The 11,840-nt window shown below is 59.4% G+C and carries 11 protein-coding genes; 4 read left to right on the top strand and 7 right to left on the bottom strand.

Annotation, left to right across the window (positions count from 1 at the left end):
* Positions 1-115: 115 nt before the first annotated feature.
* Complete coding sequence (locus OHL23_RS12350) at positions 116-523, bottom strand: carboxymuconolactone decarboxylase family protein (RefSeq protein ID WP_263352188.1); 408 nt, start codon at positions 521-523, stop codon at positions 116-118.
* A gap of 290 nt (positions 524-813) precedes the next feature.
* Here OHL23_RS12350 and OHL23_RS12345 point away from each other — a divergent pair, with 290 nt between their 5' ends.
* Positions 814-1,203 carry a hypothetical protein gene (locus tag OHL23_RS12345; RefSeq protein ID WP_263352187.1) on the top strand — a complete coding sequence of 130 codons (390 nt, stop codon included), beginning with the start codon at positions 814-816 and terminating at the stop codon, positions 1,201-1,203.
* 84 nt (positions 1,204-1,287) lie between these two features.
* On the opposite strand, the gene OHL23_RS12340 is transcribed toward OHL23_RS12345, so the two are convergent.
* The gene (locus OHL23_RS12340; RefSeq protein ID WP_263352186.1) at positions 1,288-1,725 is read right to left on the bottom strand and encodes a recombinase family protein; all 438 of its coding nucleotides are present in this window, start codon (positions 1,723-1,725) and stop codon (positions 1,288-1,290) included.
* A gap of 319 nt (positions 1,726-2,044) precedes the next feature.
* On the opposite strand from OHL23_RS12340, the gene OHL23_RS12335 reads away from it, so the two are divergent.
* Positions 2,045-3,622, top strand: coding sequence for a PAS domain-containing protein (locus tag OHL23_RS12335; RefSeq protein ID WP_263352185.1), 1,578 nt, complete (start codon positions 2,045-2,047; stop codon positions 3,620-3,622).
* Between the two features lie 9 nt (positions 3,623-3,631).
* On the opposite strand, the gene OHL23_RS12330 is transcribed toward OHL23_RS12335, so the two are convergent.
* From OHL23_RS12330 to OHL23_RS12320, 3 genes are read right to left on the bottom strand one after another with little or no spacing between them, the layout of a single operon-like run.
* Positions 3,632-3,877, bottom strand: a complete 246-nt coding sequence (locus OHL23_RS12330; protein ID WP_263352184.1) for a hypothetical protein — start codon at positions 3,875-3,877, stop codon at positions 3,632-3,634.
* A 4-nt stretch (positions 3,878-3,881) separates the two neighbouring features.
* A complete protein-coding gene (locus tag OHL23_RS12325; RefSeq protein WP_263352183.1) occupies positions 3,882-4,214 on the bottom strand; it encodes a DUF1360 domain-containing protein in 333 nt (110 codons plus the stop codon).
* 3 nt (positions 4,215-4,217) lie between these two features.
* A complete protein-coding gene (locus OHL23_RS12320; protein ID WP_263352182.1) occupies positions 4,218-6,425 on the bottom strand; it encodes a hypothetical protein in 2,208 nt (735 codons plus the stop codon).
* A 202-nt stretch (positions 6,426-6,627) separates the two neighbouring features.
* Between OHL23_RS12320 and OHL23_RS12315 the strand changes: the two genes are divergently transcribed.
* Positions 6,628-7,662 (top strand): 6-phosphofructokinase, encoded by a 1,035-nt coding sequence (locus OHL23_RS12315; protein WP_263352181.1) that lies wholly within the window; start codon positions 6,628-6,630, stop codon positions 7,660-7,662.
* A gap of 114 nt (positions 7,663-7,776) precedes the next feature.
* Positions 7,777-8,247 (top strand): GNAT family N-acetyltransferase, encoded by a 471-nt coding sequence (locus OHL23_RS12310; RefSeq protein WP_263352180.1) that lies wholly within the window; start codon positions 7,777-7,779, stop codon positions 8,245-8,247.
* An 87-nt stretch (positions 8,248-8,334) separates the two neighbouring features.
* On the opposite strand, the gene OHL23_RS12305 is transcribed toward OHL23_RS12310, so the two are convergent.
* Together OHL23_RS12305 and OHL23_RS12300 are read right to left on the bottom strand one after the other, a co-directional pair.
* Positions 8,335-9,585 (bottom strand): DUF1501 domain-containing protein, encoded by a 1,251-nt coding sequence (locus OHL23_RS12305; RefSeq protein ID WP_263352179.1) that lies wholly within the window; start codon positions 9,583-9,585, stop codon positions 8,335-8,337.
* 16 nt (positions 9,586-9,601) lie between these two features.
* Complete coding sequence (locus OHL23_RS12300; RefSeq protein WP_263352178.1) at positions 9,602-11,827, bottom strand: DUF1800 domain-containing protein; 2,226 nt, start codon at positions 11,825-11,827, stop codon at positions 9,602-9,604.
* Positions 11,828-11,840 lie beyond the last annotated feature (13 nt).

Raw genomic sequence — 11,840 nt, 5'->3', positions numbered from 1 at the left:
TGAAACACCTTGCGAGGGTTTCTCCAAGGATGGGCGCGGGACAGGCGCGTCGAAGGATTCAAATCACCCTACCTGAAGACCTGTGCGAAGGCCGCGAATCTCTCCAGACAGGTACTTATTTCACTGAGAACTCCGGATCTACAAGGATCTGGAGAGCGTTCGCGAGTGCGTTGGTTTCGGCGGCCATGCCGATTACGGCGAGGAGTTCGGCGTGTTGCTGGTCGGTCATACCCTTGGCGCGGGCTGCTGCGGTGTGGGAATGAATGCAGTAGCTGCAGCCGTTGATTGTGGAAGCCGTGATATAGATCAATTCCTTTGTGAGCGGGTCGAGCGCACCGGGTTGGACCATGACTTCCTTGATGCTCGACCAGGTGCGTTCAAGGAGTGCCGGTTGATTGGCGAGTGCGCGCCAGAAATTATTGACGAAGTCGGATTTGCGAGTTGCGCGGATGTCTTCGAAGACCGCTTTTACGCGCGGATCTGCTGCGACTTCTTCCTCGGTCCATAGCTTGACGGTGCTCATTGAGAAGGCCTTTCGAAAAAGGGAATCCTAGTCAGACTAAACCGCCTGACGAAACGCTTAGTTCCAGCCTAGCGGGTTACTGGATCTTCCACTCTGTAAACTGCTGGGCCAGCGTTCCAGTTTTAGCCATATCTCATTGAATCATGACTGGTTGCAGGTTGATCTGCGTGCGGCTGGTGTCCGGTTCGATACAGGTCTGGGACGGGGTGGTCAGATATCTTATGCCGCAAAAAAGATTGCCGAACAACCATTTGTGCCTGCTGCCCTTCCAATGGTCTGAGGTTAAGACTATGCCTATGTTGAAGTATTTTGGTTTGACAGCTCTTGCTGCCGGCCTGCTTTTTGGGGCGGCGAATCGGGCCCCTGCACAAGTGGCCGTGGAAATTGGTGCGCCGCCGGTTTGCCCGTACGGCTACTACGAAGTTCCTCCGTATAATTGCGCGCCGGATGGGTATTATGGGCCGGAGTGGTTCACGGGCGGTGTGTTCATCGGCGCGGGACCCTGGTTCCATGGGCCACATGGATTCTACGGACACGTGGATCACCATTTCGATTATCGGCATGGATACCATGGTCCTCTGCCGGCACGTGGAGAACATCCGGCAGATCACCGCGCGGAATTTCACGGTCAGGCGATGCATGACGAGCACGGACACGAGGCTCCGCACGGGCATCGCTAATATTTATGACAACTTGAGCTGACACAAAATAGGCCCTTGGATTCAAGGGCCTGTTTCTTTTCTGTCTTCTTCTGTTCCTTCTGATCAGCTGTCGCGGCGGGAGGGTTGAGCGGCTTTCCACTCTTCGGAGTGAAAGATGCGCGGGCCGGCTTCGATCAGACGCGGCATCATGTTGAAAACGGCGACGCGGGTCCAGGGATGCCCGGAGCGGGTGCGGAAGCCTTTTTCGTTGAGGTCGCTGACGATGGCGGAGTAGGAGAAATCCTGGCCGAGGAGATCCATCATTAGCATGAGGGCGCGGTTCTCGGTGGGGTCGACTTCGAGACGCTGTCCGTCGTTGGAGATGCGCAGGCCGTAGGGGATGTCTTCGTCGTATGCGCCTTCGGAGGGGGTCTCCGAATCGGGCAGCTCGCGCCGCCATTCGATCGAAACCATCTGCCAACCGGCTTTAGTTCGCTGCTGGATGATCTCGGGGCTCATTGGCCCGGAGATTACGTCGCGAATGCGTTCAAAGTGCGCCATCTATGCCTCCGTTGATCGTGCTTCTGGCATCCACTCGTAGCAATTTCATGGCCTGTCGAGAGGATGGTCCGGGTTGTTGGAAGTGGTTGCAAAGAGGTGGTTTGACCGTTTGCGGTTGTTGGATCGGGAGAGTGTCCTTGTCCGTTTTCGCGAAATACTGTTCGGGTTTGGACGGCGTCGCAGGGACGCCAGCCCAAGCTGGCGTGGCGGCTCCCTTCTATGTAATATTCCTGTTGGGACAGCGCGACATTTCTAATAGGTGCATCCGGGCGTGGTTTCGCGCTCAGGTTGACGACGCTTTCCGAAGAGCCTACGCCGAATGAAGGTACTGAAGTTTCCCGCTGTCACGGCCTTGGAAGGGCTGCCATGGATGGTCCGCGCATTGCTGGGCTGCTGCGCGGCCGGGATTGCGGCGGGTCTGACTTACTCGCTTGAGCCGCTTCGCGCCTTTCCATTGCTTCTCGCGTTTCCGGCGGTGATTCTGAGCTCGTGGTTTCTGGGGATGTGGGGTGGAGTATCCTGTGCCCTTACCGAAGCGAGCCTCGTTGATTCGTATCTCACGCGATCCCAGTTCCGGTTCTCGGTGGGAAGCGCTCCGCAGGAATTGCGACTGGCGGTCTTTCTCACGATCTCGATCCTGTTGGGCTACACAATCCGGCGGCTGGCGCAACAGCGCGCTCAGATTGCGATGGAAGGACTGCGCGGGCGGCTAAGCCTTGCCAATGCGGAGCGGCAGCTGGCTGAGGAACGCGCCCGTGCCAGTGAGGCAGTGCAAGACCGCGATGAGTTGCTGCAAATTGCCTTGCAGTCGAATGGCATGGGGTTGTGGGTCTGGGATCTGCAAGATGGTACGGGCTACTGGTCCGACGAAATGTACCGGATGATCGGTCTGGAACCTGGCTCCATCGAGCCTTCTGGTGAGTCCTGGTTGCGGTATGTTCATTCGGAGGACGTGGATGGAGTGCAGGAGGCGGCCAGGCGGATTCGCGAGGGTGTGGCAGATTACCACCACCAATATCGCGTCGTGTGGCCGGATGGGTCGGTGCGCTGGCTGGAGTCGCAGAGCAAATGCCAGCGGGATAGCGCGGGGCGTTTGACGCGGGTGATGGGCGTTCTGTCGGACGTAACCCGGCGCAAGCAGGCCGACGAGGCGATGCTGCGTGCCGAGAAGCTGGCCGTCGTGGGACGGCTGGCGGCCTCGGTCGCGCATGAGATCAACAATCCTCTTGCTGCTGTCGCAAACCTGCTTTTTCTGGTTACCCTTGCTGACACGACTGAGACTGCCCATGCGCACGCACGCCAGGCGATGGATGAGCTGATGCGAGTCTCGCTGATTACGCAGCAGACGTTGAAGTTCCACCGCCAGAATGGCTCACCAAAGACCACGAAGCTGTCGGAGCTGATTGATGCGGTTCTGACTCTGTTTCGCGGCAAGTTAGTGGCTGCGGGAATTTCAGTGGAAGTGCGTGCGGAGAGCGAGGCGAGCATCGCCTGCCTGCCGAGCGAGACGCAACAGATTTTCGCGAATCTTATGTCGAATGCCGTCGAGGCGATGCCGCAAGGGGGCCGTCTGGTGATACGGCTGCAGTCTTCCTGCGACTGGCGGAACCGGGAGCAAGCCGGGATGCGGGCGACCTTCTGTGATTCCGGCGTAGGCATGGACCGGGTGACGATGCGGCGCATCTTTGAGCCCTTTTTTACGACGAAGACGGAGACGGGAACCGGGCTTGGCATGTGGGTGGTCGCGCAGCTGCTGGAGCGGCAGCATGGGCACGTCCGGGTGTGGAGCACGCAGCGAGAGGGCCGCAGCGGGACTGCGTTTTCTGTGTTCCTGCCCTCCGGCGAGATTTCGGCAAGTGCTGCAAAAGAGGAAGCGGCTCTTCAAAGCGCTCTTTGAGATGTCCGGTCAGGTCAGGCGGCTGAGATTGGGCAGACCGGTGAGCGAAGAGACGTCGCGTCGATCGATCTGGACCTTTGCGCCAGGTTGATCGAAGCGGTATCTTGCGCCGCTGATTGGCCCCGTGACCGTCATTCCTGTGGTTCCCGTGTACTGGTACAGAACGGCGCTCGAAACGGGTGTTGGGCGTTGCGCCGGACGGGTGAGTTTTCCGTTCATGGCGACTTTGCCTCTTCCTTGACCGCAGCAAGTCATATGGTTATTTCTCCTTGTCTTCTTCAAACAACGCCTGGATGATTGGAGCGTCCGGGATGGCCTTTGAGGTAGAGCGTTCCAGCAGGATTGCTCCACCTGAGAAGGCCAGACCCATCAGGATTTTTTCCTGGATCGAATGCCCTATTGCCCAGGCCAGCGGGATGGAAATCCACAGGCTCAGGCAATAGAAGCAATCGAGCAGTTGACCGGCAATCCCGTCGCCTGCCGCTTGGCGGATGCGGACGATCACGTCCCATGGGCCATCTTCGGCCTGGAAGAGATGCGTGATTCGCCAGACGCATAGAACGCCGAGCAGCAGGCGATACAGGTCGTTCATTGGTTAGCTGGCCGCTCCGGGTTCTTTCAGGCAGAAGCCTTTGAACTCGGAGTTGTTTTCCCAGTTGGTTACGCAGTCAACGATCGTCCTGTCTCCGGAGAGAAGCTGGATCGTGTAACCGCAGGCTGGTAGGCCGGTGGTGTCGAAGGTCCACACGCCGGATTTTGTTCCGGAGAGCGGAAGCAGTGGATTGGGATACGAGAGCCCGTCCACCGGGTTGCCGTCGATGGTGAAGGCGGCTGGGTTGGGGAACGGCTCCTCGCTCAGGCTGAAGCTGCCGAGATGCTCGTCGCTGACGCTGTAGGTGCCACAGATTGTGTCGCCCACGGTGAAGGTCTGGCAATTGACAGCCGACTGGCACGGACCGGAGCTTCCGGCTGGAATGTAGCCGGTGATCTCGAGATCGGTGACTGGGGCGAGCTGATCCAGATCGATCACTACACCTTGCCGCGTTGTTCCATTCGAGCAGTCGATCGAACCTCCGAGGAATGTCGCATGGGATACGGGGTCGGTTACTACCATGGAGATCATCCAGGTGCCGGTTGATGCTGCGGAGTTCCAGATGGCCAGGAGCCCGTCGGGAGAAATGCTTCGCCAGCCTGCTGGGCCGGGTGTCGCATTCTGGTAGGTGAAGAAGCCTCCGGGGGCGCTCTGCGTAAGAGGGAAGCTGGTTACGGCTCCGCCGCCAATTTGCTGAGTGACAGTGACGGAGAACGGATCGGTGAGTATTTGCGGGCTGCCGATGCCGGTGTTGGTTGCGGTATCCCATTGCTGCACGGTGATCTGATAGAGCGGTGCATTGCCGGCGAGGATGACATCCAGCGTTGGCGCGCCCGGGATGTAACCGAAGATGGAGATTGAGGCTCCGAAGGGACTGTCGCCGGGCGCCCAGCCTGTTGTCTGGTCGATATCGCAGACGGCGACGTCGCAGATCGATTGCAGGAACGGCGTGTAGTTACCGGTCTGGACCGGTACGCCTGGGTCGACGAGGATGTGCGTTTGGAGGCGATTGCCCCAGACTGGAACGTAGTCCGGATCGGTTGCGGGCGGAGCGATATCCCAGGAGAGGATGGCCCGGACTTTCGCGGTTACCGGTCCTTCGGTGCATGGTTTGCGATGGGAGTTGAGGTCGACCGGCCAATAGACGGCGTAGCTCAGACCTTCGCTGGGAATTGAGGCTATGTCGAAGACTCTCACGGACGGCGTTCCCGCCCACTCCCAGCCGCTGCCCCAGTCGATCCAGAAGGCAACATACTCGGTGCTGCCAGCGGTGCACAGGCCGCCGGAGTAGCCGATGGGAAGCTTGATCTGGAGGGTTCCAACGAGGGCGTCTACGATTCCGCCTTCGTCCAGGCCGATGCATTCGAGCTGCTCGAATTCGGTGCTGCCGTTGGGGTTTTCCAGCTCTGCGATGATGGCGGCGATGTCGATGTCCAGGCCGCTGAAGAGGCTGGTCGATTTTGTCAGTCCAGCCGGGAAATTCAGCGCTTTCTGGACGGTTTTGTGCAGATAGCGATGAGCGGGAACCGAGGTATCGCCGTATAGTTTTTGCAATTCGGCCGGAGAGAGTTCCTTGGGTTCAGCGAGGTCGATGGTGGCGCTGGTGGAGATGAGTTCGGCGACATCGCTCGGCAGTTTGACATCGACGGTCTGGAAGAAATCGTGAATCGGAATTTTTCGGAGATAGGGCGCGATCTGGATGCGGGTTTCGAGGATGTTGCCCCACACGGGCGGAATGGTTGGACTGGTGGGCGGCGTGGCCCAGGAGAGAACTCCGCGCAGCAGAGGCAGGTTGGCCTCGCGGCAAAGTTTTCGTTCGGGTGAGATGGCGAGATCGACTGCGTATTCGAGCGGATGATGGATATCGACGTCGAAGACCTGGAAATTCGTCGTTCCCTGGAAGAGCCAGGTGACGCCGTTGTCGTAGGACAGATAAAAGCTGACGTATTCCAGCGAGCCGTTGGTGCAGAGGCCGCCGTTGTATCCGGTGGATTGCTTGATCCAGACAACCCCCTCGATGCGGCTGAGCTGAGGGTTGAAGCCAATGCACTTCAGTTCCTCGTAGGAGGTGTTGGCGATGATTTCCTTGACGGGTTTGTACGGGCTGTCAGGCAGGTTTCCGAAGTAGTTCGGGTTGGTGAGCAGCCGCGGGATGAAATGCCTTCGCTCGATTTCGAAGGGTCTTTCAAAGGGATTTGTGAATTCTGTCATGGAGTTCTCCTCGTGGATATGGCTGGCTCTCCGTTGAACACTCCAGGCGGGGCCTTTCCATCACCAGTTAGTGAACGGTCGAGGCCGAACGTTTCAAAACTCAGGGGTTTGGCGCGTTGCCGGAGTTGGAGCGGGTACACTGTCGGAGGACGGTTTGGCGGGTGTTTGCGTCAGCCAGATCGATTATTGAGGAGATGAAGCGATGCGAGTTGCGCTGTTGACCGGTGGTGGCGATTGCCCGGGATTGAATGCGGTGATCTATGCCGCGGTGAGGAAGGGAATCAATAAGTATGGCGATGAGTTTGTCGGCTTTTTAAATGGCTGGCGCGGCGTGCTGGACAACAAGTGGATTCCGCTGACGCTGGAACGGGTGGATGGCATTCAGTTGCTGGGCGGGACGATTCTGCACTCTTCGCGGACCAATGTGAAGAAGATTCCGGGCGGCATCGAGCAGGTTGAGCAGGTGCTGAAGGCCAACAAGATCGATGCGCTCATTGCCCTGGGCGGCGACGATACGCAGTCAGTGACGCTGGCGCTGACGGATGCTGGCATCCCGGGCGTGGGTGTGCCGAAGACGATCGACAACGACATTAACGGTACGGACGCGACTTTTGGCTACGACACGGCGGTTTCGATTGCGACCGAGGCTGTGGATCGCATTCGGACGACGGCGGATTCGCACAATCGCGTGATCGTGATCGAGGTGATGGGCCGCGATGCGGGCTGGATCGCGTATGCATCCGGCGTGGCAGGCGGCGCGGATGTGGTGCTGGTGCCGGAGAAGGAGATCGATATCGATCACGTTTCGGCCCTGCTGAAGTACAACTACGATCGCGGCAAGACCTATGGGCTTGTGGTTGTGGCTGAGGGGTGCCATCTGCCGGAGGTTGGGCAGGTGATCGGGTCGAAGCAGGTCGATTCGTTCGGCCATGCGCGGCTTTCGGGGATTGGCGAGGCGCTGGCGAAGCTGATCGAGGAGAAGACGGGCTTTGAGACGCGCTCGGTGAACCTGGGGCATACGCAGCGCGGGGGCTCTCCGACGGCGTATGACCGGTTGCTCGGGCAGCGGTATGGGCTGCACGCCATCGACATGGTGCACCAGCAGAAGTGGGGCCGGATCGCGGTGCTCAAGGGCACCGATATTACGGACATCACGATCAAGGAAGCAATTGCGACGAATCGGCGGCTGGATCAGCGGTTCTTTGACGTGATTTCGGATCTGGAAGCGAAGGTTTAGGGTAGCTTTTGGCTTCTGGTTCATGACCAAGGCCCAGGTTTCAGAATTGAAGCCTGGGTACCTCCGTTCAATGTACCGTGAAACGAAAAGGCGTCGGATACGATCTAAGCATTCGTGACGAATGTAGTTTCTACTGTGACTTCGCGGCTTTTTGAGGTTTCCGATCTGCGGGCGTTGTATGCGGTGGAGGAGGTTTGCTTTGCTCCTCCGCTGCGATTCAGCCGCGGGTTGATGCGTTCGCTGGCGCATGATCCCAATTGCCGGACGTGGCTGGGGATTGTAGACAATGTCCGCGCCGGGTTTGCCATTCTGGGGCTATCGAGCGAGGACGATCCTTCCGCCGCTTATATCTGGACCATTGAGGTGCTGCCAGCCTTTCGACGGATGGGCGTGGCGCGGCAGTTGCTTGCTCGCGTGGAGGAGAGCGCGCGCGAGGCGGGCTGCTCGGCGATAGAGTTGCATGTTTCCGAGCGGAACTCCGATGCTGTGGCTTTGTATGAAGGCTGCGGGTATCTGCGGTTTGGAGTGGATGCGGAGTTTTATGGGTGGGGCGAGGATGGTTTGCGTTATCGGAAGGTGATCTGAGTAGGTTGCCCTGACAGATTGGTACTATGTGTGAATGTTGCCCGGTCCTTACTTACGAGAACCGGGCATCTGCTTTTGCGGGTGAGACTATACCAATCCCAGGAATTGTTTGGGGTTTAGCTTTGCGCCGGGGAAGGTTACTTCCAGGTTGTTGGCGCCAATTGTCTTGCTGACTACTTCGCCCAGGACCTGCCGGTAGTCGGTGGTGATGGCGAGGTCGCGGCCTTCGTTGAGCTGGTGATCGGCGAGGCCGGGCCATTTGCCGTAGACTTTGCCGCCTCTCACGTTGCCTCCTAAGACGAACATGGCGTTCGCGTGGCCGTGGTCAGTGCCGCCGGTGCCGTTCTGGTGGGCGGTGCGCCCGAATTCGGACATGGTGACGAGGGTGATGCTTTCGGCGTCAGGGCCCATATCGCGCCAGAAGGCGGCTATCGAGTCGGAGAAGTCGCGGAGGCGGTTGGCGAGTTGGCCGTCGGTGCTGCCCTGGTTCTGATGGGTGTCCCAGCCGCCTATATCGGTGAAGGCGGCTTCGAGGCCGAGGTTGGCTTTGAGAAGCTGGGCGATCTGCTTCATGTTCTTGGCGAAGGGGCTGTCGGGGTAGTTGGCGTCGGGCGAGGGGGTGTAGTGCGCGGGGTCGGTGGCGCGGAGCATCTTGATGGCTTCGAAGGAATTGTCTCCAGCGTTGTGGAGCAGGGAATCGCTCGATTGGTCGTACATGGCTTCGAATGCCGTTGCTGTTGGCGCAGGCTTTGGACCGCGCCCGCCGACGGCGAAGTCCTGCACGTTGCTGATGGCCAGGACGGGGATTTTGCCCTCGAGGGTGCGGGGGACGTCGGAGCCTAGAGCTACCGCGCGAAATGCGGTGTGTTCCTGACGACGGCGGAGGTCTTCGGCTTGCAGGGCGCGGTTGAGCCAGCCGTCCCGCGTGCTCTTGGTGCCGGGTGTGCCGGATTCCATGAAGTCCTGGGCGTCGAAGTGGGAGCGGGTGCCGTCGGGTGAGCCGGTGGCGTGGATGATGGCCAGATGCCCCTGACGGTAGAGCGGCTGGAGCGATGCCATGGCCGGGTGCAGACCGAAGAATCCGTCGAGGTCGAGGACCTGATTTTGCGGGATGGCGATGGTGGGGCGCATTGCGTAGTAGTTCGGTTCGCGCCAGGGAACGACGATGTTGAGGCCGTCTGCGGCTCCGCGCTGGAAGATAACGACGAGCTTCTTGCCTTGCGCAGTTGCCGTAGTCGTCGCGGCCATCACTGCGCGGGTCAGGAATGCGGGAAGCGCGGTGGTTCCGGCGAGGGCGAGTGCGCCGTTGCGAAGGAAGATGCGTCGTGTGCTGGTCATGCGGAGACTCCTGAATCTATCGGCGTTGGAACTCGGGGGAACCGAGGAGAAGGCCCGCTATCTGGCCGTTTTGCTGTTGGATCGCATTGGCCAGTCCGGCTGGAGTTGGAGGCTTTCCGCTCAGGGATTGGTCGGTGACTGGTTGCGGAAATACTTGAGCTGATGCAGCGGATTGGTTCTGATTAAGGACTGCGGCGCGGGTTTTTTCGCTGACTCCTGCTGGGATGAGTTGGGCTTCCAGGTTTTGCTCAGCTTCGGTTGGAGACCCCGTCAACAGTGAGGCTGGGGCCCATTGTGGCCGGACGCCGCCGAAGTGGTTGGTGGCGAGCGAGAGCGCGAAGTTCATGCGGGTGACCAGTTCGCCGGTCGAGACCCAGGTGTCGGCTTTGTCTGAATAGCCAGTGGGTGGGACGCAGGCGTACAGAGGCATTCCCATCTGGTTGAGCGCATTCACGAGGGGCTGGGCATTGGTGATGTTGGCGCCGCTGGCGCGGGCGGCTGAGACGACGTATTCGAGAGGCGTTTTGACCTTGGCCTGATAGGCCTCAGGAGTCCAGAACTCCGGCGAGTGAACCATGGTGCGGAGGACTGCTGCAATTTCGCCATTCTTGGCGAGGAAGGTCTGGGCCATGCGGTTGACGAGCGCGGGCGGCGGGTTGTCGCTGACGAAGGCGACGGCCAGCTTCTGCGAAATGAAGTGCGCGGTTGCAGGGTTCGTGGCGAGGAGGTGCAGCAGGTGCAGGCCTTCCTTTTGGCCGCTCTCTTTGATGACATGGCCGAGGACGAGCTTCTTGCCCGGTTCGTGGCGGGTTTCGTCGAATTTGAAGCCGCCGCCGAGTTGCGGGCGGTCGACGGTCCAGCCGGTGAAGACTTTGGCCACTTCGGTTACATCGGCTTGAGTGTAGCCGCCGTTGACGCCGAGGGTGTGCAGCTCCATCAGTTCGCGGGCGTAGTTTTCGTTTAAGCCCGGAGGGGTGGCTTTGGTTGCTTTGCCGAGCGCGGCGCGTTCCTTTTGCTTTTCGGAGACGACCGAGTCGGGGCCGGTGCTGCTGGAGTTATCGAGATAGAGAAGCATGGCCGGGCTCTTGGCGACGGCGACGAGCAGGTCTTCGAAGTTACCGAGGGCGCGCGGAGCGATAACATCGCGTTCGTAATTTACGAGATAGTAGGGCGTTTCTTCGTTCTTATGGAGATAGACGTTGAAGTGGTTGAGCCAGAAGGTGGTCATTACTTCTTCTAACTGGTGAGAGCTGTAGATATCGCGTAACAGGCGCTGGGCCTGGAGTTCTTCGACGATGGTGCGGGTCGGGTTATCGAAGTCGGAGAGTAGTTCGCGCTCTACGGGATTCAGGTCTGCGATTAGCTGGGATTTTTGCGGGCCTTTGAGGGCGGAGTGGAACTGTTCGTATTCGGCGGGCTGCATGTAGAGAATGCGCTGTACTCGTTTTGCCGGAGGCAGGGCGAGAACGTTCTTCACCAGCAGGTCGGCGTAGGCGGGACGTGCTGCACTGGCCGTTTCAGGCTTGGTTGGGGTGGGCTTGGCTGGCTCGGTGGTTGCGGCGGGATTGGTTTCGACCGCTGGCGGGGCCGTTATGTTCATTTTGCCTGCCAGTTCCTGCTTCGCCGGGGCGGGTTTTGGGGATTCCGGCGTGGCTTTGGATTGTTCCTTTTGGGCTTGTTTTTCTTCGAACATGCCGATGTGGCGGCGATAAATGGCGTAAAGATAGGGGTCGTCGGGGATGGGCAGTTTGCCGTTGGCGGACTGGCGGATCATGGCGCCGCTGGGAAAACGGGCGAGGAGTTCGTCGACGGGCAGTAGCAGCGCGGGGAATTCGGAGAGACGGTCAGCGAGAAAGCGGTCACCGGTGGAGATGGGGATGCGGTCGGGGTGGAGTTGCTGTTCAAACCATTGATCCACATCATGTTTCCCGTCGTGCTTGCCGTCAAGGGCATGGATGTAGGCGATCTCTTCTGTTGTGGGGCCGAAGGTGAAGCGGCTGAGAAGGTGCAGGATGCGTGGATCGGTGGTGGGCTTTGCCGCATCGGGCGAGGACTCGATTGTTGCGACGGGAGCGGGCTTCTTGCCGGTTTGTGTTCCCAGACGTGCCCCGAGGGCCGAGCCAACTTGAGTGCCGATTTGAGCACAGGCAAATTGTCCGAATTGGCCGGGGAGTAATGCGCAAAGGAGAGCTGCCGTGACGGAGCGAATCATTGAGGCGGACTGGTTTGAGGCCCTTTGCACGGTGATTCCTCCT

The organism is Acidicapsa acidisoli (assembly GCF_025685625.1).
Taxonomy (GTDB): Bacteria; Acidobacteriota; Terriglobia; order Terriglobales; family Acidobacteriaceae; genus Acidicapsa; species Acidicapsa acidisoli.
Note: the sequence above shows the minus strand (reverse complement) of the source record. Positions and strands in the feature narration are given on the sequence as shown.